Source organism: Streptomyces sp. DSM 116795 (assembly GCF_055792905.1).
This window is the reverse complement of record NZ_CM147707.1, coordinates 123136-146113: the sequence shown is the minus strand read 5'-3', so window position 1 is coordinate 146113 and position 22978 is coordinate 123136. Positions and strand designations below refer to the sequence as shown.

At 73.5% G+C, this 22978-nt stretch carries 19 protein-coding genes and 1 riboswitch; of the genes, 12 read left to right on the top strand and 7 right to left on the bottom strand.

The annotated features are described in order from the left end of the window. Positions 1-125 precede the first annotated feature (125 nt). The 5 genes from ACSMXX_RS00540 (at position 126) to ACSMXX_RS00520 (ending at position 5885) form a co-directional block, all read left to right on the top strand. The gene (locus ACSMXX_RS00540) at positions 126-839 is read left to right on the top strand and encodes a class I SAM-dependent methyltransferase (protein WP_473182024.1); all 714 of its coding nucleotides are present in this window, start codon (positions 126-128) and stop codon (positions 837-839) included. Positions 840-972: 133 nt separating this feature from the next. Then, complete coding sequence (locus tag ACSMXX_RS00535) at positions 973-2466, top strand: amino acid permease (protein ID WP_473184578.1); 1494 nt, start codon at positions 973-975, stop codon at positions 2464-2466. Positions 2467-2476: 10 nt separating this feature from the next. Further along, positions 2477-2932, top strand: coding sequence for an Lrp/AsnC family transcriptional regulator (locus tag ACSMXX_RS00530; protein ID WP_473182023.1), 456 nt, complete (start codon positions 2477-2479; stop codon positions 2930-2932). Between the two features lie 250 nt (positions 2933-3182). Then, positions 3183-3983: a carbon-nitrogen hydrolase family protein gene (locus ACSMXX_RS00525; protein ID WP_473182022.1), complete on the top strand. Its 801-nt coding sequence runs from the start codon at positions 3183-3185 to the stop codon at positions 3981-3983. Positions 3984-4130: 147 nt separating this feature from the next. Further along, the gene (locus tag ACSMXX_RS00520; RefSeq protein ID WP_473182021.1) at positions 4131-5885 is read left to right on the top strand and encodes a flavin monoamine oxidase family protein; all 1755 of its coding nucleotides are present in this window, start codon (positions 4131-4133) and stop codon (positions 5883-5885) included. 32 nt (positions 5886-5917) lie between these two features. On the opposite strand, the gene ACSMXX_RS00515 is transcribed toward ACSMXX_RS00520, so the two are convergent. From ACSMXX_RS00515 to ACSMXX_RS00505, 3 genes are all read right to left on the bottom strand, one after another. Then, positions 5918-7129, bottom strand: a complete 1212-nt coding sequence (locus ACSMXX_RS00515; RefSeq protein WP_473182020.1) for an alpha/beta fold hydrolase — start codon at positions 7127-7129, stop codon at positions 5918-5920. A gap of 85 nt (positions 7130-7214) precedes the next feature. Then, positions 7215-8144 carry an LLM class F420-dependent oxidoreductase gene (locus ACSMXX_RS00510; protein ID WP_473182019.1) on the bottom strand — a complete coding sequence of 310 codons (930 nt, stop codon included), beginning with the start codon at positions 8142-8144 and terminating at the stop codon, positions 7215-7217. 182 nt (positions 8145-8326) lie between these two features. After that, positions 8327-8776 (bottom strand): hypothetical protein, encoded by a 450-nt coding sequence (locus tag ACSMXX_RS00505; RefSeq protein ID WP_473182018.1) that lies wholly within the window; start codon positions 8774-8776, stop codon positions 8327-8329. Positions 8777-8827: 51 nt separating this feature from the next. Between ACSMXX_RS00505 and ACSMXX_RS00500 the strand changes: the two genes are divergently transcribed. Then, positions 8828-13324 (top strand): CHAT domain-containing protein, encoded by a 4497-nt coding sequence (locus ACSMXX_RS00500; protein WP_473182017.1) that lies wholly within the window; start codon positions 8828-8830, stop codon positions 13322-13324. Between the two features lie 6 nt (positions 13325-13330). Here the strand turns inward: ACSMXX_RS00500 and ACSMXX_RS00495 are convergent, their stop codons facing one another. The 4 genes from ACSMXX_RS00495 to ACSMXX_RS00480 all read right to left on the bottom strand — a co-directional run bounded on the left by ACSMXX_RS00495 (position 13331) and on the right by ACSMXX_RS00480 (position 17443). Continuing rightward, positions 13331-14008, bottom strand: a complete 678-nt coding sequence (locus ACSMXX_RS00495) for an alpha/beta hydrolase (RefSeq protein ID WP_473182016.1) — start codon at positions 14006-14008, stop codon at positions 13331-13333. Between the two features lie 52 nt (positions 14009-14060). Further along, on the bottom strand, positions 14061-15005 hold the full coding sequence (locus ACSMXX_RS00490; protein WP_473182015.1) for a hypothetical protein: 945 nt from the start codon (positions 15003-15005) through the stop codon (positions 14061-14063). Between the two features lie 200 nt (positions 15006-15205). Continuing rightward, complete coding sequence (locus ACSMXX_RS00485; RefSeq protein ID WP_473182014.1) at positions 15206-15988, bottom strand: DUF5995 family protein; 783 nt, start codon at positions 15986-15988, stop codon at positions 15206-15208. Positions 15989-16138: 150 nt separating this feature from the next. Beyond that, on the bottom strand, positions 16139-17443 hold the full coding sequence (locus tag ACSMXX_RS00480) for an MFS transporter (RefSeq protein WP_473182013.1): 1305 nt from the start codon (positions 17441-17443) through the stop codon (positions 16139-16141). Between the two features lie 284 nt (positions 17444-17727). Beyond that, a riboswitch (FMN riboswitch) is annotated at positions 17728-17858 on the top strand. 216 nt (positions 17859-18074) lie between these two features. On the opposite strand from ACSMXX_RS00480, the gene ribD reads away from it, so the two are divergent. The 6 genes from ribD to ACSMXX_RS00450 all read left to right on the top strand — a co-directional run bounded on the left by ribD (position 18075) and on the right by ACSMXX_RS00450 (position 22876). Then, positions 18075-19202 (top strand): bifunctional diaminohydroxyphosphoribosylaminopyrimidine deaminase/5-amino-6-(5-phosphoribosylamino)uracil reductase RibD, encoded by a 1128-nt coding sequence (ribD, locus tag ACSMXX_RS00475; RefSeq protein WP_473185049.1) that lies wholly within the window; start codon positions 18075-18077, stop codon positions 19200-19202. Then, positions 19203-19880, top strand: coding sequence for a riboflavin synthase (locus ACSMXX_RS00470; RefSeq protein WP_473182012.1), 678 nt, complete (start codon positions 19203-19205; stop codon positions 19878-19880). Continuing rightward, positions 19877-20551, top strand: coding sequence for a nicotinamide riboside transporter PnuC (pnuC, locus tag ACSMXX_RS00465; protein WP_473182011.1), 675 nt, complete (start codon positions 19877-19879; stop codon positions 20549-20551). The genes ACSMXX_RS00470 and pnuC overlap by 4 nt, the downstream gene beginning before the upstream one ends. A gap of 74 nt (positions 20552-20625) precedes the next feature. Then, entirely contained in the window at positions 20626-22002 is a 1377-nt protein-coding gene (locus ACSMXX_RS00460; RefSeq protein ID WP_473182010.1) for a bifunctional 3,4-dihydroxy-2-butanone-4-phosphate synthase/GTP cyclohydrolase II, read from the top strand. Positions 22003-22069: 67 nt separating this feature from the next. Beyond that, positions 22070-22543, top strand: coding sequence for a 6,7-dimethyl-8-ribityllumazine synthase (gene ribH, locus ACSMXX_RS00455; protein WP_473182009.1), 474 nt, complete (start codon positions 22070-22072; stop codon positions 22541-22543). 60 nt (positions 22544-22603) lie between these two features. Continuing rightward, positions 22604-22876, top strand: coding sequence for a phosphoribosyl-ATP diphosphatase (locus tag ACSMXX_RS00450; RefSeq protein WP_473182008.1), 273 nt, complete (start codon positions 22604-22606; stop codon positions 22874-22876). Positions 22877-22978: the final 102 nt, after the last annotated feature.

Genomic DNA, 22978 nt, shown 5'->3' with positions numbered 1-22978 from the left:
GCTGCCCGCCCGGGGCCGGGCCGGAGGCCGGGGGCGACGGCGCGAGCCGCCGGCGCTAGGGCGGGCGGGCTTCGTGGTCAGACGAATCGCTTCCGGGCCGGTGCCCGCCGTGCTGCGATCCCCTCATGACCTCATTCACGCGTGACGGGCACTCAGGCACGGGTCCAGGCGAATTCACCCGCGACGGCTGCTCGGTGGAGATGTACGCCCGACTGCCCGGCAACGGCGAGACCGACATCATCATCGCGGCCGTGCCGCCGGGAGCCGCCGTTCTCGAACTCGGCGCCGGAGCGGGCCGGATGACGCGGCCCCTGGCGGCGGGCGGGCTCCGCGTCACCGCCGTCGACGAGTCGGAGGCGATGCTGGCACACATCGGGGACGTGGCGGAGAGGGTGCAGTCCGCGATCGAAGACCTCGACCTCGGGCGGCAGTTCGACGCCGTGACGCTCGCCTCTTTCCTCGTGAACACCGCCGACGACGCTCACCGCACCCGGCTGCTGCGGACATGCGCCCGGCACACCGCCCCGGACGGCTGCGTCGTCGTCCAGCGTGAGCGCGACGGCCTGCACACGAGCCTGAGCGCGGGGACGTCGTGGAGCAGAGGCGACATGACCGTCTCGGTCGTGTCCATCGAACCGCTGGGCGAGGACGCCTCCCGTACATGCATCGCCTACGAACTCGGGGGCGCACGGTGGACCCAGACCTTCTTCTCACAGAGCCTGTCCGAACCCCGTTTCGAAGCGGCGCTCGCCGAGGCCGGACTGGCCGTGGACGCCTACCTCACCGACGACCGCACCTGGGTGCGCGCCCGCGTGGAGCGCGGACTCGCGCGCTCCTGAACGATTCGCCTCCACGGGCCTCCCGCGCGCAACGGATCGCCGCGCACGCGCAAGGATGCCCAGTTACCGGCCGCCGTCGAGGCCTCGTAGGGTCGTGCCGCCACAGCAGACCAACAGCGAGGAGACCGCTGCCGTGTTGGACCAGGGCGCAGGCCCGACCGCTCCGAAGACCCCCGACGGGCGGCAAGGCGGGAGGCGGGGCGACGCCGCGCAGCTGATGCGCCGCAAGCCGGTGGAGACACTCGTCGCCGAGAGCGGCCACGGCGAGGGCGGTGAGCTGCGGCGCAGCCTCGGCCTGTGGCAGCTGACCATGATCAGCATCGGGGCGACGCTGGGCACGGGGATCTTCGTCGTCCTCGGCGAGGCCGTCCCCGACGCCGGGCCCGCGGTCGTCGTCTCGTTCGTCATCGCGGGGCTCACGGCGCTCTTCTCCGCGCTCTCCTACGCGGAGCTGGCCGGCACGATCCCCGTCGCCGGCTCCTCCTACTCCTACGCCTACGCGACGATGGGCGAGCTGGTCGCCTGGGTGTGCGGCTGGTGTCTGCTGCTGGAGTACGGGGTGTCGGTGGCCGCCGTCGCCGTCGGCTGGGGTCAGTACATCGACGAACTGCTGCACGGCACACTCGGCCTCGGCCTTCCCCAGGCCCTCTCGGCGCCGCCCGGCGAGGGCGGGCTCTTCAACGTTCCGGCGCTCGTCGTCGTACTGCTCGCCATGGCCTTTCTGCTCGGCGGCGCGAAGGAGAGCGCACGCGCCAACACCGTCATGGTCGTCGTGAAGATCGCCGCGCTGCTGCTCTTCTGCGGCATCGCCGCCGCGGGTATCCGGGCGGGCAACTACCAGCCCTTCATGCCGCTGGGCATGGCCGGGGTGAGCGCCGCCGGTGCCACCCTCTTCTTCTCGTACATCGGATTCGACGCGGCATCCACGGCGGGGGAGGAGGCGAAGAACCCGCAGCGCGACCTTCCGCGCGCGATCCTCCTCTCGCTCGTACTGGTCACCTTGCTGTACTGCCTGGTCGCGGCGGTGGCGGTGGGCGCCCTGCCCTGGCAGCGGTTCGAGGGCAGCGAGGCGGCGCTCTCGGGCGTCCTGCACAGCGTCACCGGACAGGGCTTCTGGCCGGCCGTGCTCGCCTTCGGCGCGGTCGTCGCCATCGCGTCGGTCGTGCTGACGGTGCTGTACGGACAGACCCGCATCCTCTTCGCGATGTCGCGGGACGGGCTGGTGCCCGCCGTCTTCTCCAAGGTCGACCCGCGCAGCGGCAGCCCCCGGGCCAACACCCTCATCGTCTCCGCGTTCTGCGGGACGCTCGCCGCGGCCGTGCCGCTGGGCCGGCTCGCCGATGCCACGAGCATCGGCACCCTCTTCGCCTTCGCCCTCGTCAACGTCGCGGTGATCGTGCTGCGGCGTACCAGGCCGGAGATGCGGCGGGGCTTCCGCGTGCCGCTCTCGCCGCTCTTTCCGCTCGTCGGCCTGGGGCTGTGCGCATGGATGATGCTCGCCCTGGACGCCGTTACCTGGGGGGTGTTCGGCGTCTGGATGGCCGTGGGCGCTGTGGTGTACTTCGGGTACGGGATGCGCCGCTCCCGGCTGAAGACCGCACCGACGCCCGCGCGCACGGAAGAGTGACCGGCCCGCAGTGACACTCGACGACCTCGACGAACGCATCGTCCACCTCCTCTCCGAGGACGCCCGCCGCTCGTACGCCGACATCGGCGCCGAAGTGGGCCTCTCCGCCCCCGCCGTGAAACGCCGCGTGGACCGGCTGCGGGCGGAGGGAGCCATCACCGGGTTCACCGTGCGCGTGGACCCGGCGGCGCTGGGCTGGCAGACCGAGGGCTACATCGAGATGTACTGCCGCTCGAAGACCGCACCCGAGGACATCCGCCGAGCGCTGGCCCGCTATCCGGAGGTCGCCTCCGCGTCCACGGTCACCGGCGAGGCGGACGCCATGGTGCAGATCTTCGCCTCCGACATGCGCCACTTCGAGCAGGTGCTGGAACGCATCGCCGGTGAGCCGTTCGTCGAGCGGACGAAGTCGGTGCTGGTGCTCTCGCCGCTGCTGCGCCGCTACACCGCGGGGGCGCCGCGCTGAGCAGGTTCTGACCTGCGACTTCTGGGTCGGGACACGGGTCGGAGCACGGTTCGGAGCACCAGCCGGTTCGGGCCGGTGCAACGAATCTCCGTGGAGCGTGCTGTATGCGCAACGGACAGCCTGCGAGCGCGCAACAGATGGGCCTTGTCGGCCGGTGTGCGGGACCGTACCGTCGAAGTGTTCCCCCGCACCTCCGTACGTGCGGGCCGCCGCGCCCGCGTCCGTACGCACGAGCACAGCCAGAGGTCACATGCCGACGTTGCGCCTCGCCCTGCACCAGGGCCCAGCCGGTGTTCCCCGCACCGCCGAGGACGGTCTCGCCGCGCTCGACGCCGCCGCCCGCGCTGCCGCCGCGGGGGGCGCCCGGCTGCTGGTGACGCCCGAACTCTCCCTGACCGGGTACGCGTTGGGGGACGGCGTCGCCGAGCGCGCCGAGACGGCCGACGGGCCGTCCGCCCGCGCGGTCTCCCGGATCGCCGCCGCACACGGCATCGCCGTGGTCTACGGATACCCCGAACGTGCCCCGGACAGCGGCGCGTTGCACAACACGGCCGCCCTCGTCGGCGCGGACGGGAGCGTCCTCGCCGGCTACCGCAAGACACACCTCTACGGCGGCTACGAGACCCGCCACTTCACGCCCGGTGACCGACTCCTCGTGCAGGCCGACCTGGAGGGCGTCCGCACCGGCCTTCTCATCTGCTACGACGTGGAGTTCCCCGAAGCGGTGCGTGCCCACGCCCTCGCCGGGACGGAGCTGCTGGTGGTGCCGACCGCACTGATGCGCCCGTACGACTTCGTGGCGGAAACGGTCCTGCCCGCGCGTGCCTGGGAGAACCAGCTCTACGTGGCGTACGCCGACCGCACCGGCCGGGAGGGGGAGTTCGACTTCGCGGGGCTCAGCTGCCTCGCCGCTCCCGACGGGAGCGTCCCGGCCCGTGCCGGCCGCGAGGAGGCCCTCCTGATCGCCGACGTCGACACCGGGCTGCTGCACGCCTCGCGGGCCCGCAACACCTACCTCACCGACCGGCGGCCCGCGCTCTACGCCGCCTGAACCCGACCGATCCCGCCCCCCGGAGCGGGTCCGCCCGGCCGGACCGACCGCCCGCCCGGCCCGGCGCGCGCCGTGAACAGCCCGGCGCCCCCGGCCCCCTGAACACCCGTGCCCAGAGCAGGCACCCCGGAGAGGAGAAGCGCGCCGATGACGTCCACGGTGCCCACCGCCGTACACGAGGAGCAGCAGAGCGCGGCCACCGCCGCCCCGCCGCTGACGATGTCCGGGCCCGACTTCCCGTTCGCCTATGACGACTTCCTCGCCCACCCGGCAGGACTGGGATCGGTACCCGCCACCGAACACGGCACCGAGGTCGCCGTCATCGGCGGCGGACTCTCCGGCATCGTCACGGCCTTCGAGCTGATGAAGACCGGCCTCAAGCCCGTCGTCTACGAGGCCGACCAGATCGGCGGCCGGCTGCGCACCGCACGCTTCGAAGGCTGCGAGGACGGACTGCGGGCCGAGATGGGCGCCATGCGCTTCCCGCCGTCCTCGACCGCCTTCCAGCACTACGTCGAGCTGACCGGGCTCGAGACCGAGCCGTTCCCCAACCCCCTTGCGCCCGGGACCCCTTCGACCGTGGTCGACCTCAAGGGCCGCTCGCACTACGCCCGTACGCTCGAAGACCTCCCGCCCGTCTTCCACCAGGTCATGGACGCCTGGAACGCCTGCCTGGAGGACGGCGCCGAATTCACCGCCATGCAGCGGGCGTTGCGGGAGCGCGACGTGCCGCGCATCCGTGAGATCTGGTCCCGGCTGGTCACGCGGCTCGACGACCAGACCTTCTACGGGTTCCTGTGCGGCTCGGAGTCCTTCGCTTCCTTCCGGCACCGCGAGATCTTCGGGCAGGTCGGATTCGGCACCGGCGGCTGGGACACCGACTTCCCCAACTCCATCCTGGAGATCCTCCGCGTCGTCTACACCGGTGCCGACGACGACCACCGCAGCATCGTCGGCGGCAGCCAGCAGCTCCCGCTGCGGCTGTGGGAGCTGGAGCCGGACAAGCTCGTCCACTGGCCCGCCGGAACCTCCCTGGCCAAGCTCCACGAGGGGCACCGGGACCGGCCGGAGGGCCGCGGAGCGGGGCAGCCCAGGCCCGCCGTGACCCACCTGCGCCGCACCGCCGGCAACCGCATCACCGTCACCGACGCCACGGGCGACATCCGCACCTACCGCGCGGCGGTCTTCACGGCCCAGTCGTGGATGCTGCTCAGCAAGATCGACTGTGCCGACGAACTGCTGCCCATCGACCACTGGACGGCCGTGGAGCGCACCCACTACATGGAGTCCTCCAAGCTGTTCGTGCCCGTGGACCGGCCGTTCTGGCTCGACAAGGCCGTCGACGGGAACGGCGAGACGACCGGCCGCGACGTGATGAGCATGACGCTCACCGACCGGATGACGCGCGGCACCTACCTGCTGGACGACGGTCCGGACCGGCCCGCCGTCATCTGCCTCTCGTACACATGGTGCGACGACAGCCTCAAGTGGCTGCCGCTGGACGCGAATCAGCGCATGGAGGTGATGCTGAAGTCGCTGGGGGAGATCTATCCGAAGGTGGACATCCGCAGTCACATCACCGGCAGCCCCGTCACGGTCTCCTGGGAGAACGAGCCGTACTTCATGGGCGCCTTCAAGGCCAACCTGCCCGGCCACTACCGCTACCAGCGGCGGCTGTTCACGCACTTCATGCAGGACTCCCTCCCCGAGGACAAGCGCGGACTCTTCCTCGCCGGCGACGACGTCTCCTGGACGGCGGGCTGGGCGGAGGGCGCCGTGCAGACCGCGCTCAACGCCGTGTGGGGCGTGCTGCACCACCTCGGCGGCGGCACGGATCCCTCCAACCCCGGCCCGGGCGACGTCTACGACGAGATCGCGCCGGTGCTGCTGCCGGAGGACTGAGCACGGCGCGGGCCGGCCGCGCCCGTCAGGATTCAGGCGTCCCCGCGGGCGAGGCCGATGAGCCGGTCGAGGACACGGTCGCCGTCGGCGCGGAGGCCGTTGTGCTCGTACTCGTTGGTGACCCATGCGCGCATGGTCGGGATGAGCTGCGCCGTCTCCTCGGAGAACGCCCGCTCGACGTAGGCGTCGTCGGCGTACACCGCGGCTGCGCAGGGCACCCGGCAGTCGCGGAGCCGGCCGGCGTCGTAGAGCGCGGGCCACTCGTGCTCGGCGAGCAGATCCGCCGCCTCACGCAGCGGTTGCAGCTCGCCGTAGTCGCTGAACATCCAGGGGAACACGTGCTCCCCGGTGAACAGGGCCGGGTCCGCCTCGAATTCGGCGGGCCGCACCCGTTGTGCGGACCAGCGCGTCGCGTGACCGTCGGCGTAACTGGATTCGTGGATGACGGCGTAGAGCGGGTTGCGGCCGGAGAACGGGAGGGCTGCGGCGACGTCGTGCCCGAACGAGGGGGCGTCCGGGTCCCGTTCGAGCAGATAGTGCAGTCGTTCGGCGCCGTCGCTCATGCCGAGCATGTGGCCGAGCTGCCGGAAGCGGCGGGACGTCAGACGGTCGCCGGCGGGCAGCCGTACGTCCTGGGAATCCAGCCGCTCCACCAGTGCGCGCACACGGTCACGGTCGGCCGGATAGCGCCGGTAGTAGCGCCGGTTGCGCTCCAGCATCGTCTCGAACGTGGCGCGGTAGATCTCGTCCGGATGGCGTCCGACGGGCGGCAGACCTCCGGTGAAGAGGGCCTCCCGCAGCCCGTGGGGCGCCCGGCACAGGTAGTGCAGTGTGCAGAAGCCGCCGAAGGACTGGCCCAGCACGCTCCACTTCTCCACGCCCAGTGCGGCACGGATCCACTCGGCGTCCTGCACGATCGCGTCGGCGCGGAAGTACGTCAGATACACGGCCTGCTGCCGGGGAGTCATCCCCGGCAGCACGCCGACCGGCGTGGAACGGCCGGTGCCGCGCTGGTCGAGCATCAGCACCCGGTAGTCGCGAAGTGCCCGCCCCAGCCAGCCCGGCGCCGTCGGCGCCCTTGCCGGCCGGGGCGCCTCCTGACCCGGCCCTCCCTCCAGATACACCAGGAACGGGAGGTCACGGCCGCCGGGAGCGGCGACTTCGCGCGCGAACACGGTGATCCGCTCGCCGTCCGGTGCGGCGTGGTCCAGGGGAACACTGAACTCGTGTTCCGTCAGGGTCATACCGGGAGCATGCAGGGTGAGAGCCATGTCCTTGATCCTGGCACGCAGGGCTGCCGTCCCTCCGTAGCGCCCCCGCATGGTCCCCCTACATGCCCGCGTCGCGGACCGCCGCGTACAACTCCCGTCCCGCGCCGATCAGTTCGTCCGCGTCACGCGTCCCGTTCTGGAGGTCCAGGACCGCCTCGTCGACTCCGGCCGCCACGCCCTCGGCGAGGTCCTCGACGATCTGCTCGACGCTTCCCTGGTGCTTCCTGCGGTCGCCGCCCATCGGCTTGCCGGTGACGCGCACGCTGCACCGCTGGACGACGGTGAGCGCATCCGGGTCGCGGCCGTGCCGCTCGGCGAGTTCGCGGAGCGTGGCGCGGGTGCGGGCCACGACGGGGTGCGGGGTGAGGGAGGGAATCCAGCCGTCCGCGCGGCGGGCGATGCGCTCCAGGGTGCGCGAGTTGCTCGCGGCCAGCAGTACGGGGATCTTCCCGCCCGGCGGCTTGGGGCCGACGTCGGACGGAGCGAGTCGCGTGCGGCCGCCCGTGTACGCGGACGGGCCGGGGCTCCACACCTCCTCGCACACGTCGAGCAGTTCGTCCAGCAGCGCACCCCGCCGGCCGAAGTCCGCGCCCGCCGCAGCGTATTCGTCGCGGGACCAGCCGGTGCCGAGGCCCGCGACGAGCCGGCCGCCGCTCGCCGCGCTCAACGTGCCGAACGTACGGGCCAGTTCGAAGGGCGCGTGCAGGGGCGCGACCAGTACCGACGTGCCCAGCCGCACCCGCTCAGTGACCGCCGCGGCCTGCGCGAGCGTGACCAGCGGATCGGCGACGTGCCGGAAGGTGCCGGGCCAGGGGCGGCCGTCGATGCCGTACATGCCGTCGACCGGGTCCTCGGGCACGAGCGTGCGCTCGAAGACCCACAGGCTGTCGAAGCCGCACGCCTCGGCGTCCCGCGCGACCGCCGTCACATCGCGTCCAGGCGCGTAGTGCTTCATCTGCGGCAGCCCCAGGCCCAGTCGCAGCGTCATGTCTCCTCCGTACGGCTCGCCTCCGGACGGGGACGTCCTCCCGTCCCACTCTGCAAGAGTGCCCCCTTGCGCCCCCGTGACCCCTCACGTCGCTTCAACCCTCCACCGGCGCCCCTGCCTGGGCTGCTCAGTCCCGAACCCCCTGGACACGTAAGGCATCCGGCCGTCACGTAGGCGTCGGGTCACGGCGCGAGCGTGGTGCGGCGCAGCGGGGTACCGCTCACCTGGCAGACGGGCGGGTCGCCGTCCGGCTCGGGCCAGGCGTACCGGGCGCAGGGGTGGTGGGTGCGCGGGCAGAGGAGGACCGGCTCATAGGGCCGGTCGGCCGCGACGCCGGGCGGGCTCAGCACCGAGGCGTTTCCGGCGGGGAGCGAGTCGAGGCCGCGGGTGGCGCCGAAGACGCCCAGGGCGTCCTGCGCCGCGCGCAGCGCCCGGTGTACGTCGTCGAGGCGGGCGGACGGGTCCTCGCCCGCCCGCAGCGCGGACAGCAGAGCGTCGAGCCGGGCCGGGCCGTCGGCCGGGCCGCGCTCCAGCGTGGTGCGGATCAGGGCGACGTGCTCGCACACGTACCCCAGCCCTTCGGCGATCTGCTCCTCGTCGCGACGGGCTCCGCCGTTTCTGTCGCGTGACACGCCGTCATCTTACGATGGGGCGGAGCCGGGACGCGGCGGACGGGGGTCGAAATGGCGTGCTGGGACGAGCTGTTGGCGATGCTGGGCGAGGCGCTGCACCGCATCAGCGAAACCCGCGATCCGTCCCTGGCGCTGACGCCGGGCGTCGCGGCGATCGCCGATGAGGTGGCCAAGGGCCTTGCCGACGCTGAGAAGGAGGGGTGGGACCTGCCGACCCGGCAGGCGCTGGCCTGGTTCGGCTGGTACCAGTACGAGGCCTTGCCGGAGGGGCAGAACCGTGCGGCGGCCGAGGCGGCGCTGGCGGTGCTGGCCCCGGTGGCCCCGTTCATCCTCGGCGAGGCCGAGCTCCCGCCGCCGCTGCTGCCGGCCGTGGTGGACGAGGCCGCGCCCAGGCTGTCCGCCGTGCTCCAGCACGTCTCGGCCGGCTCCGACACGGCGCTGCTCTCCGACGTGGTCGACAAGTGGATCCACCTGGTCGACGCCACCCCCGAGGACCACCCGGACCGGGCGCAGCGGCTGGCGATCCTCTGCGGCGGCCTCCAGACGCGGTTCATGCGGACCGGGGACGCGCGCGACCTCGACAACGCGCTGGCCAGCGGGCGGCAGGCCGTGGAGATCGCGCCGAGCGACCTGGCGCGCGGCAGGTGTCTGCTCAACCTCGCCGCCGCGCTCAAGTCCCAGTACGGGCACACGCACGCCGCATCGGACCTCGACGAGGCCGTGGCGGTGGCGCGCCGGGCGGTCGCCGCCACCGACGGGCACCCCCCGGAGCAGAGCGCGGCCCTGAGCAACCTGGGCGCGGTGCTGCAGTCACGCTTCGGGCTCCTCGGCGGACCGGACGACCTGGCCGAGGCCGTCACCACGACCCAGCGGGCCGTGTCCGCCACCCCCGAGGGCCACCCCGATCGCGCGGCGATGCTCAACAACCTCTGCACCGCTCTCTCCCGGCGGCTCGCCCTCGCGAACGAGGCGGCCGACGCCGACGAGGCGGTGCGGGCCGGGCACGAAGCCGTGGCGGCGGCCGGCGACGACCACCCCGAGCGGCCCATGTACCTGTCGAACCTGGGCGCGGCGCTCCGGACCCGGTTCGACCACACGGGCGCAGCGCGGGACCTGGACGAGGCCGTGGCCGCCATGCGCCGGGCCGTGGACGCGACGCCCGCGCAGTCGCGCGACCTGGCCGGGCGCCTGACGGATCTGGGCAAGGCCCTCCAGACGCGCTGCGAGTTGAGCGAGCCTGGCGGCGCCCAGGCCGATGCCGACGAGGCCGTGGCGGTGCTGCGCCGGGCGGTCGGCGCGTCGACCCACGGGCCCGGCCGCGCACTTCGCCTGCTGGATCTCGCTGTGGCGCTGCGCAGCCGTTTCGAGCGGACCCGGGCACCGGCAGAGCTCGACGAGGCGGTGACCGTGGCGCGCGAGGCCGCCGGGCCCGCCGGGAGGGACGCCGACGCCGATCGCCACATCCGGGCAGTGGCCCTCGCCCACCTCGGAACCCTGCTGCTGACCCGCTACGAGAAGACGGACGAGGCAGCCGACCTCGGCGCGGCGGTCACAGCGGCCCGTGAGGCCGTCGAGACCATCGGGGCGGTCGAGACCACAGGCGACGACGACAGCCGCGCCGACTTCCCGCTGATCGTCCTCGACACCGCGCTGGGGGTTCGCTTCGAACGCTACGGGTCGCTCGACGACCTCGACGAGGTGATCGTCACGAAACGGCGGATCGCCGAGACGACCCCCGCCGGCCACACCGAGCTGTGCGACCGGCTGATGGGCCTGGCCACCGCGCTGATCAGGCGGTTCCAGCGTGGTGACGGCGGGGTCGCCGAGCTGGACGAGGCGATCGACGTCTCGCGCCGGGCCGCGGCCACCGCGGACGTCGCGACGGACGCTCCAAAGCGCGCCGCCTGCCTGGCCAACCTCAGCTCCGGCCTCTACGCCCGCTTCGGCCGCACGGACAAGGATGAGGACCTGGACGAGGCCGTCGACGTCGGCCGCCGGGCCGTCGAGGCGATGAGCGCCGCGCCGGGCGAGGAGCGGCCGGCGGAGCCGCTGAACCTGTCGAAGATGCTGCTGACGCGCTCGCGCCGGACGGGATCACTGGACGACCTCGACGCGTCGATCGCCCTCGCCCGCCGCGCCGTCGCCGCCGGCACGGGACGACCCTCCATGGACACGCTCGTGCTCAACGCCCTCGGCCGGCAGACCGGCCGCCCGTGCGCAGCCGGCGGGGACGGGCACGTGGACGCCGTGTGCCAGCTCGCCGGTGCCCTCAACGACCGCTACGCCCGTATCGGCTCCAGCACCGACGCGGACGAGGCGATCGACGCGCTGCGCGGACTCGCCGACGACACCACCCTTGACCCCGCCGAGCGTGCCCGGATCCTGGCTTCACTCAGCTCGGCGTTCCGGCGCCTCGCGGAGGCGGGCAGGAACGTGGACCTCGACGAGTCGGTCGACACCGCCCGCCGCGTCGTCGATGTGGCCCCGGCGGACGACCCGCATCTCCCGGTCTACGTGGCCTCGTTGAGCAACGCCCTGCACATCCGGTTCCAGAAGCGGGGCGACACGGTCGACCTCGATGAGTCGGTGACGGTAGGCCGCCGCGCGGTCGGCCTCGCGCCGGACGACGAACGCGACCGGGCCCAGGGCCTGGCGAACCTGTGCAACCTGCTGCGGACGCGCTTCCAGGCCGGTGAGGATCCGGGGGATCTCGACGAGGCGGTGGACGCTGGGCGCCGGTCCCTCGCCGTGGCCCCGGCCGGCAGCCGGCACCGCCACGAGGCCCTGATGGTGACGGCGGCGGCGCTGCAGACGCGGTTCGACCGCCGCGGCGAGGACTTCGCCGATCGGGACGAGGGGACGCGCGTCGCGGCCGAACTTGTCCGTTCCGAGGCGGCGTCGCCGAGGCTCCGGATCCTCGGCGCGGACATCGGCGTCGCGCTCGTCGCCACCACCGACCGGGCCCTGGCGGCCGAGCTGGCGGAGACCGCGGTGTCGCTCCTGCCGGAGATGGCGTCCCACCGCGTAGGCCGCGCCGACCAGCAGCACGCGATCCGGTCGATCGCCTACCTCGCCGACGGCGCCGCCGCCCTCGTGCTCAACGACACGGCTCGCCCCGCGCCGCGCCGGGCGCGGCGCGCGCTGCAACTGCTGGAGCTAGGCCGCGCCGTCCTGCTGGGCCAGACCCTCGACACCCGCGGCGACCTGCCCGAGCTGCGCCGCGTCCACCCCGAGCTGGCGGCGCGGTTCTCCGCGCTGCGGGAGCGTCTCGACCGGGTCGCCGTCCCCGCCCACGCTGCGAGCGACGACCCCGACCGCGAAGTCGACGCCGCCGCGCAGATGTCGGCGCTGCTCGCGCGGATCCGCGCGCTGGACGGCTTCGCCGGCTTCGCGTCGCCGCCGGCCCTCGACGAGCTGCTGGCCGAGGCCGAGCCGGGCCCGATCGTCACCTTCACGCTCCACGAACTCCACAGCCACGCCCTGCTGCTCACGGCGGACGGCGTCACCGCGCTGCCGCTGCCCGGCCTCACGCCGCGGGCCGTGATCGAGCAGGTCAACGCGTTCCACGTGGCGCTGGGCGAGGCCACGGATCCGCGTGCCGACCGCGCGGCGGCGCAGGCCGTGCTCACCGAGGTGCTGGCGTGGCTGTGGGACAACGCGGCGGGCCCGGTCCTCGACGCCCTCGGGTACGACCGCCCGCCGCCCGAGGGTGCGGCATGGCCGCGGGTGTGGTGGGCACCGAGCGGACGGCTGAGCCTGCTTCCCCTGCACGCCGCGGGGCACCACGGCACGGGCCGGACCGCCACGACCGTCATGGACCGTGCCGTCTCCGCCTACACACCCACTGTCAGGGCACTGCACCACGCCCGGCGGCGGCAGCGGCAGGCCGCCTACGCGACGGGGCCGGCGGCCGGGCGCTCGCTCGTCGTCGCCATGCCGACCACGCCGGGGCTGCCGCGCCACGGCCGGCTCGACCACGTCGCGGCGGAGGCGATGGCGGTGGCGACGCTGCTTCCGGATCCCCTCACCCTGATCGAGCCGGAAAACGACGCCGACGACTCGCCGCAGCCCACCCGCGACCGTGTGCTGGCCGAGATGGGCCGCCCCCTCATGCACTTCGCCTGCCACGGCGAGTACGACGCCGACGACCCGTCGGCCGCCCGCCTCCTCCTCCACGACCACGAGGAACACCCGTTGACCGTCGGCGGCCTCGCTGCCGTAGACCTCGAAGGCGCCCAGCTCGCGTACCTGTCGGCCTGCCACACCGCGCTCAACGTCGCCGACCGCCTCCTCGACGAGTCGGTCCACCTGGCCGGTGCCTGCCAACTCGCGGGCTTTCCCAGGGTCGTCGGCACCCTGTGGATGCTCGACGACGAGGTCGCCGTCGAGATAGCCGAGGACTTCTACACGGCGCTCCGCGACCCGGTGACCGGCACGCTCGACCCCGGCCGAAGCGCCGACGCCCTGCACCGCGCCACCCGCACTCAGCGGGACCGCTATCCCGGCACGCCGTCGCTGTGGGCGGCGCACCTGTACACCGGCGCCTGACGGCGGTCAGTGCGCCAGGATGATGCGTCGCAGCGAAGGCAGATAGCGGACCAGGGGGTCTCCGCCGTACGCGAGCGGGCCGGGCTGGAGCACCGTCGCGCCGAACTCCGGTGCGTCCGGCCGCGGTCCGTGCACCCCGTAGGGCGTGCCGTCGCCGTTGACGTCGGGCGACGTCGCGTAGACCGGGCCGTCGACGCGCAACCCGCTCGCCGTCTCCGCGCCCGCCCCGGCGGTCCCGAGCAGCACCAACGCGTGGGCCGCCAGGCCGTGGTCGCGGGCGGCGAGGCCCGCGACGAGGCCACCGTATCCGTGCCCGACGACCGTGAGCCGCGGGCCGCCGGGGAGCTGCGACGTCACGGGCAGCACGGCGACGAAGCGAGCCAACGGGAGCGCCCCGAGTTCGGCGTGCGCATGTTCCCGGGCGTCGCGCGGCGAGCGGGGCGGGGCGTAGTCGAGCCACGTGATCACCGACACGGTCTCGTCGTCCGACCCCGAGGCGAGGTGGCGGCAGAGCCACTCGGCACGGCCCATGAGGTCCGCGGGGCCGAGCGCCGCCGCGTCGATGCCGGGGACCAGGACCACCACAGCGCGGGCGTGGTCCGGGTTGTTCCGCGCGATGACCACGCGCCCGTCGGGGTCGAACTTCAGGAGAAGGATCCGGTCGCTCTCGCCCGACGCAGCCATGCGCGGCAGTTTGCCCGACGACGCGTCACGAGCACAACGCGGCTGATGGGCCTTACGGTTCGGGAACTGGCGGGTCGCCGTGGAGCCGGCGGCTCAGCTCCTCGCCCAGCTCGGGGGTCAGCGCTCCCGGCTCCTCCGTCCCGAGCATCCCGAGCTGGCGCGCGAGGTCGCCGACGTGGAGCCGGACGGCCGCCTCCAACAGCAGCGCGTACGTGTCGGTCGCCGCCCGCGTCCGGCTCCGGCTGACGACGGCGAGCGCCGCGCAGACCAGCGCCCCCGGCCACCAGATCGCGGCCACCGGCAGGTAGAGCAGCGCCCACGCCGCCAGCGTGGTGGCCCGGGTCAGTGCCTCCCGGGTGGCCGTGATCTCCGCGCGCGGCGCGTCGGGCAGGATCAGCCACAGGTGGGGCCAGGCGACGGCGAGGTCGAGGCGGTACTGGCGGTCCAGGCGGCCGGCGACGGAGTGGACGCGGTCGCCGCACCATGTCGGCCGGGCGGGGCGTTCCGGCGCGATCGACGTGATCGCCCGGTGGGCGGCGCGGCGTTCCGCGCGTGCCGCAGGATCGACCGGCCGACGCCGGGCCAACGCGCGGGCGGCGTCCTCGCGGAGCCGGTCGTAGCTGCGCGCGGCCGTGTCCCAGCGCTCCCGGCGCCGGGCGACCCGCCGGCCGGCCAGCCGCCGCAGTGGGTCCGGCCACGCCTCCCAGCCGGCGGCGAACCACAGCCGTTCAGCCAGCGAGCCGAGGGCCTGGGCGGCTACCCCGATGGCCGCCGCACCGCCCAACACGGCGGCCAGCACCACGACTTGGCCGCCGACGCCCGACACGGCCGGGGCGCCGGCCCAGGCCGTGACCCGGTCGGCGAGACGCGGCACGTCGAAGGGGTGCGAGTGGCCGAGGGCGTGGGCGGCTGCCAGTACGGCGAGATAGAGCGCGCCGGGCAGGACCAGCAGCGAGACCCACCGTTCGGCCATCTTCCTGCCGAGTTCGGAGAGCAAGCCCCCCAAGGCACCGCCCTCCCCTTGTGCGCCGGCGTCCGGGTCATACCACCACACCGCGGCCGGCGGGGGATAGTGATCACGTTCCGGCGCCCGCCCGCCGTGAACACCCCGCACGCCTCAGCGCCTTCCTGCACACTTCTCGTGGCCGTACGGGAAGGTCCCGTCCTGCAGGGTGCCCCTTGCGCTCCCGCGACCCCTCACGTCTCCACGGCACCCGCGGCCGGCGCGCGGCGCGGGGAGGGGGAGCACGGCAGCGGAGTCAGCAGGCAGCGACCGGCCATGCCGGCGCTCGCGTCCAGCCGCTCGGTGAACTCCCCGGCCAGCTCCGGCAGTTCGCGCAGACCCCAGAGCGCCCGGAATGCGAGCCAGGCTCCCGCGCGCGCCATCTCCAGGCTCCAGGCGCCCGTCAGATGTGTCAGCGGATCCGCCACGTCGAGAAGGTCGGGGCCGGGCATCAGTTCCTCGCGGATGCGCTCCTCAAGGAGAGTCAGCAGATCCCCGACGCGCTCGAAGTCGCCCTCCAGCTCCTCCGGTTCGCTCCGCCGGGCACGGCAGGTGGCCAGCAGGGCCAGCGGCAGGTCGTGTCCGACGTGCGCGTTGATCCCCGCCAGGGCGAACTGGAGGGGACGTACGTAGGGATGGCGGCGCAGCTGGAACAGCGGACGCCAGCAGGCTGGCGGACGGCTGCCCTCGCGCTGTGCCTCCACCGCCGCGAGATAGCGGCCCGCGAAGCGCGCACTCAGCTCCTCCGTGGACGCCCGGTCGGTGAACCAGCCCGAGTCCAGGCGCCGTTGGAGCTCCAGCGTCACCGAGAGATAGACCCGGTTGAAGACTGCGACACCGTCGCCCTGCGGCAACTCCGCGCCGATGCCGCGCATTCGCAGCACGACGGAGTGCAGGGCGCCGTGCGTACGCGGAGGGAGCGGAGGCCGCAGGCCGGCCGCCCTCGCCCGCAGGGGTGTCCGTTCAGCTGAGGTCATGCGGGCAGCGTGGCAGCCGTGGTGGCGCGGTGTGGCGGACACGGCCCGCGGGGCGCCCGGACGGGGGACACGGCCCCGGCGTCCGCGGGCTCAGACAGCCCGCCGGGCGCGCGGGGAGGAAGCGGGGTGCCATGCGCGGCCCCGCCCCGGTCAGGTGGCGTCAGGAGCCGAGGCCGGACGGCTTTCCGGCACGGCGGGAGCGTCGCCGGCGGCGGAGTCGGCGGGAGAATCGCCTGCGGTCGCCGAGACCGTCGTACGCCCCTCCTGGCGCAGCACACCCGCACCCAGCACGAGCCCGAACAGCAGCACGGTGACCAGCCCGAACGACGCCGACAGCGACGTGGCCTCCGCTATCCAGCCGACGGCGGCGGGGGCCGCCAGGCCCGACGCGTAGGCGAGCGTGGCGACGCCCGCGATCTCCTGGCCCGGCGAGGAGGACGGTATGCGGCCCGCTGCGGCGAAGCACAGCGGGACGACCACCGCGACGCCGATCCCGATCAGCGCGAACCCCGTGATCGCCAGAGCCGGGGTGGAGGCGGCGGCCACCAGGGCACCGCCCGCTGCCGCCGTGACGCCGCTTGCTCGTACGGTCCGCACCGGCCCCAGACGCCGGACCACCGCGTCGCCGAGCAGGCGGGCGACGGCCATCGTGCAGGCGAAGGCGGTGAACGCCGAGGCGGCCAGGCCGGGATCGGCGTCCACCACATCGCGCAGATAGATGGCGGACCAGTCCATCGACGCGCCCTCCGCGAAGACCGCGAAGAAGCCCATGAGCCCGACCGTGAGCGCGGCGCGGCTCGGCAGTGCGAAGCGCGGCGGCTCCTCCGCCTCGGGAGCGCCGGCTGACGCGTCCCCGTCCTGCCCGCCGGCCTTGCTCTGCTCCGGTACGTCAAGCACCCAGCGGGAGGCGACGAGCGCCGTGACCGCCATCAGCGGCGCGACCACGCCCAGGTGGATCCGTCCGTCCAGACCGGTGTGCGCCGCGAGCGCACCGCCCGCGCCTCCCAGCAGCGTGCCGACGCTCCACATGCCGTGCAGTCCGGACATGACCGAGCGCCCGTACCGTTCCTCGATCTGCACCCCGTGGGCGTTCATCGCAACGTCCATCAGGCCGAGGCCGCACCCGTAGACGAAGAGGATCACGCACAGCCACACCAGGGAGGGCGAAAGAGCGGGCAGCGCGAGCCCCGCACAGCACATCAGTGACAGCCACACCAGTGAACGGCGCGGCCCGTAGCGGTGGGCGAGGCGTGCGGACAGCGGCATCGCGGCCGAAGCGCCGACCGTGAGGAAGACCAGCGCCATCCCCAGCCAGCCGTGCCCGAGTTGGAGGTGCTCACGGATCCACGGAATGGCGGTCGCGAAGCTGCCGCTCACGCCGCCGTGCACGGCGAAGACGACGGAGATCGCGCGCCGTGCCCGGCGGGTGGCGCCGTCGGGGGCGGTCTGCTGCATGTACGGGGTCCTCCGGCCTGTACGTATATGTCTCTCCGCTGCGCAGCCACTTGTGCTTTCAGCGCTCCGCGGTCCGCGCCCGTACCCTGCGGCCTGCGCGATCCGGGCCACTGTACGGGGGTTCGTACGCACCCGAACAAGGGGTTTTCGCAAGGCTTTTGCAAGCGGCTGAAAGTACTCGCACCCGCCCGCGCATCCGTGTGCACGCACTGTGAGTGAGCCCACAGGGCACGCGGGCGTGGCCGGTGCGGGGCCGTGGCAGACTGGGGGCGTACCAGTGACGTCAGCGCACTCCGGGGTCGGTGAAAGTCCGAACCGGCGGTTACAGTCCGCGACCCGATCGCCTCCAGCGACCGGTTGACCAGGTGGAATTCCTGGACCGACGGTGAAAGTCCGGATGGGAGGCAGTGCGCGGCGGGCCGAGACCGGTACACCGCCCGGGCGGGCGGACGCTGCCGTGCATCCCACGGAGGCGTCCCTCCCTTCACGGCGGTGCCCCGGTCCCGATGAGCCCGTACACATCCCTAAGCGCCCCGGAGTCCGTGCCCGAAGAGGCAGGAGAGACCCGGTGGCCACCGACGCAGCAGCCGCAGTGTCAGCCCCTTCCGCCGAACCGGCCGAACGGGCCGCCATGCGCCGTGCCGTCGAACTCGCCGCCCGCGGCCTGGGTTCCACCAGCCCCAACCCCGTGGTGGGTTGCGTCGTCCTCAGCTCCGAGGGCTACCCCGTCGGAGAGGGCTGGCACCAGCGCGCCGGCGGCCCGCACGCCGAGATCCACGCACTGGCCGAGGCGGGGGACGACGCACGCGGCGGCACCGCGGTCGTCACCCTCGAACCCTGCGACCGCACCGGCCGCACGGGTCCCTGTACCCAGGCGCTCATCGAGGCGGGCATCGCCCGCGTCGTCTACGCCGTCGCCGACCCCTCCGCCCCCGGCGGGGCGGGCCGGCTCGCCGAAGCGGGCATCGACGTCGTACGGGGGCTGCTGGCCGACGAGGCGGCGGCGGGCAACGCCGCGTGGCTGACCTCGGTGCGGCTGCGGCGCCCGTACGTCATCTGGAAGTACGCCGCGACGCTCGACGGGCGCATCGCCGCCGCCGACGGCTCCAGCCGCTGGATCACCTCCGACGAGGCCCGCGCCGACGTCCACCGTCTGCGTGCCCGCACCGACGCCGTGCTCGTCGGCTCCGGCACGGCACGCGCGGACGATCCGCACCTCGCGGTGCGCGGCGTCTCGGGCGCGGTGCAGCCGCTGCGTGTCGTCATCGACACCGAGGCGGCCGTCGTACGGCCCGGCGCCCGCGTCCTCGACACGGACGCCCCCACTCTCGTCGCCGTAGCGCAGGACGCCGACGCGCACGAACTCGAAGGCGCGGCCGAGCTGTTGAGGCTGCCACGCGCCGACGGCGGCGGGCCGGGAGTCGACCTGACGGCGTTGCTGGCGGAGCTGCACGCACGAGAGGTGCGTTCGGTGCTCCTCGAAGGCGGCCCGACGCTCGCCGGGTCCTTCGTACGAGCCGGGGCCGTCGACGAGGTCATCGGTTACGTCGCGCCCGTACTGCTGGGCGCGGGGCCGTCAGCGCTCGGCGACGCCGGAATCGCCACCATCGCGCAGGCGTTGCGGCTGAAGGTGACCGAATCCGTCCGCGTCGGCCCTGACTTGCGCATCACCGCCGTACCGGCGACCGCCGCACGCGCCGCCGCGACCGGCGCCTCCGCCGCCGTCACCGCTTCCACCGCCGCGACTGAGGAGTCCTGAGTGTTCACCGGAATCGTCGAAGAACTGGGCGAGGTCGTCGCCGTGGAGAAGCTGCCCGGTGCGGCCCGCTTCCGGCTGCGCGGTCCCGTCGTCACCGACGGGGTGCGGCACGGCCAGTCGATCGCCGTCAACGGCGTCTGCCTCACCGTGGTGGAGGCGTCCGGCGGCGAGTTCACCGCGGACGTCATCGGCGAGACCCTCGCACGCTCCAGCCTCGGCGCCCTCACCGCCGGCTCCCGCGTCAACCTGGAGCGCCCCATGGCGCTGGGCGGCAGGCTGGACGGCCACATCGTCCAGGGCCACGTCGACGGGACGGGCACTCTCGTGGAGCGGACCGGGGACGGGACGGTGCGGGTCCAACTGCCGCCGGAACTGGCCAAGTACATCGTCGAGAAGGGGTCCATCACCGTCGACGGGGTCAGCCTCACCGTCGTCGAGGCCGGCGAGGAACACTTCACCGTCAGCCTCATCCCGACCACGCTGGAGCTGACCACGCTGGGCGTCAAGCAGCCAGGAGACCCGGTCAACCTGGAGGTCGACGTACTGGCCAAGTACGTCGAGCGGCTTCTCACCCACGGGGACACGCGTGCGGGCGGGGCCGGCTCCCAGACGAGGGCAGCCGCGGCTGACGACGGCGCCGGCGACGGCGTCGGCGGTGCGAGGGAAGCCCTCCGGTGAACGCCCTGGAGATGCTCAACGACGAGGCGTTCACGGCCTTCGGCCAGCAGGTCATCTACTCCGACCTGATCGGCAACGTCATCGGCCTGGCCGCCCTCGCGCTGGGCTGGCGCCGCTCCGTCCTCACCTGGCCCGTGCAGGTGCTGGCCGGCGCCGTCCTCGTGTGCGCCTACTACTCGGCGCAGCTCGCGGGCGGAGTCGGCAAGCAGCTCCTGGTCGTGCTCGTCGCACTGTGGGGCTGGCACCAGTGGCGCCGCGGCAACCGCACGGCAGAGGACGGCGCGATCACCGTGCGCTTCGCGACCGCCCGGGAACGCGGGGTGCTGCTGGCCGGCACGGTGCTCGGCACCCTCGCCGTCGGCGGGCTCTTCACCCTCGCGCCGGAGCTGTCGTGGAGCCCCTGGCCCGACGCCTACATCTTCGTCGGCACCCTCGCGGCGATGACGGCCCAGGCGCGCGGCCTCGTGGAGTTCTGGTTCGCCTGGCTGCTCGTCGACATCGTCGGCGTCCCGCTGGCCTTCAGCAGCGGGCTTCCCTTCTCCGGACTGGTCTACGTCGTCTACCTCGTGCTCGTGCTGTGGGGCATGCGCAGCTGGTGGCTGAGGACCCGCGACGCCGCACCCGCGGCCCGCGCACCGCGGGAGTCCGCCGTCGAAGGAGCACGTCCATGAACGGGTCCGGCAGCGTCGCCGGGCCGCTGCCCGGAACAACCGGCCCGAGCGGGCCGCACCGAGGAGGCGCAGGCATGAGCGCAGCCACAACCGGCTGGTACGCGGACGGCGAAGCCGCCGGGACATCTCAGATCCCGGAGCACAGCCCCGACGACTTCACCCTCGACCCCGTCGAGCGCGCCATAGCCGACATGGCCCTGGGGCGGCCCGTCGTCGTCGTCGACGACGAGAACCGGGAGAACGAGGGCGATCTGATCGTCGCCGCCGAGCGGATCACCCCCGAGGTCGTCGCCTTCATGATGAGCGAGTGCCGGGGCCTGATCTGCACGCCCATGGAGGCCGCCGACCTCGACCGGCTGGACCTGCCGCAGATGGTCGAGCGGAACTCCGAGGCGATGGGCACCGCATTCACCGTCTCCGTCGACGCGGTCGCCCACCACGGGGTCACCACCGGGATCTCCGCCGCCGACCGCGCCACCACCATCCGGCTGCTGGCCGATCCGGAGGCCGTGCCGTCGGACTTCGTACGGCCCGGGCACGCCTTCCCGCTGCGCGCCAAGCCCGGCGGCGTCCTGGCACGGGCCGGGCACACCGAGGCCGGGGTCGACCTGGCACGGCTGGCCGGGCTGCGTCCCGCCGCCGCCATCGTCGAGATCGCCGGTGAGGACGGCACGATGCTGCGCCTGCCCGAACTCGTGCCGTTCGCCCGCAAGCACGGCCTCGCGGTGATCTCCATCGAGGACCTCATCGCCTACCGCCAGGCCCGCCCCGCTCTCCGCCGGGAGGAGCCCGAGCCGGTCGTCCTCCCCGACGAGGCCCTCGTACGGCGTGAGGCCGTCACGCGGCTGCCCACGCGCCACGGCGACTTCCGGGCGTACGGCTACCGCTCGACGGCCGACGGCGTCGAGCACATCGCCCTGGTCGCGGGAGACCTCGCGGACGCCGACGGCGAGGACGTGCTGGTTCGGGTGCATTCCGAGTGCCTGACCGGCGACGTCTTCGGCTCGCTGCGCTGCGACTGCGGCCTGCAGCTGGAGGCGTCCCTGGAGCGAGTGCAGGCCGAGGGCCGCGGCGTGGTGGTGTATCTGCGCGGCCACGAGGGCCGCGGCATCGGGCTGCTGTCCAAGCTGCGCGCGTACGAGCTGCAGGAGCGCGGCCGCGACACCCTCGACGCCAACCTCGAACTGGGGCTGCCCGCCGACGCCCGCGACTACGCGGCCGCCGCCCGGATGCTCGACGACCTGGGCGTGCGCTCCGTGCGGCTGATGACCAACAACCCGGAGAAGTCCGAGGCGCTTGCCCGCTACGGGCTGCGCGTCGCGGAGCGGGTGGTCATGCCCGTGGAGGCCGGCGAGCACAGCCTGCACTACCTGCGTACCAAGCGGGACCGCATGGGCCACGACCTGCCGTGGCTGGAGGCGCAGCCCGCCTCACCCTGCGGAAACCAGTGAGCGCCCGACGGCCCCGACGGCCACGACGGCACGGAATCGACAGCGGACCGAGGCAAGGAGCGAGAACGTGAGCGGCAAGGGCGCCCCCGAAGTGAGCGTGCAGGAGTGCGGCGATCTGCGAGTGGCCGTGGTCGCGGCACAGTGGCACGTGACGGTGATGGACGGCCTCGTGGCCGGCGCCATGCGGGCCGCACGTGAGCTGGGCACCGCCGAACCGGCGCTGCTTCGTGTCCCCGGCAGCTTCGAACTGCCCGTCGCGGCCAGGGCCCTGGCCAGGGCCGGCTACGACGCGGTCGTCGCGCTCGGCGTCGTCATCCGCGGCGGTACGCCGCACTTCGACTACGTCTGCCAGGGAGTCACCCAGGGCCTGACCCAGGTCGGCGTCGAGACCGGGGTCCCCGTCGGCTTCGGGCTCCTCACCTGCGACAACGAGGAACAGGCCCTCGACCGCGCCGGGCTGGAGGGCTCCTCCGAGGACAAGGGCCACGAGGCCACCACCGCCGCCGTGGCGACGGCCGCCGCGCTGCGCTCCGTGGTCTGAGCGGACAGCCCGACCCGGGCGCAGGAGGCCGCCGGACCTCCACGTAGAGTTGGGAACACCATGGCGAACAAGACATTCGAGGAGCTCTTCGCCGAGCTCCAGGACAAGGCCGCCAACGGCGACCCCATCACCTCGCGCACGGCCGAACTGGCCGCCCAGGGCGTGCACTCCATCGGCAAGAAGATCGTCGAGGAGGCCGCCGAGGTGTGGATGGCGGCCGAGTACGAGGGCGACGAGCGCACCGCGGAGGAGATCTCGCAGCTCCTCTACCATCTGCAGGTCATGATGATCGCCCGCGGCGTCACCCTTGAGGACGTATACGCTCACCTCTGAGCCGTCCGTACGCACGTACACCGCTGCACCGGACACCCGGAAACGGCTCCGGGTCCCCGGACTCCCGCACATCCGGCCCCCGCACATCCCGCCTCCCGCACA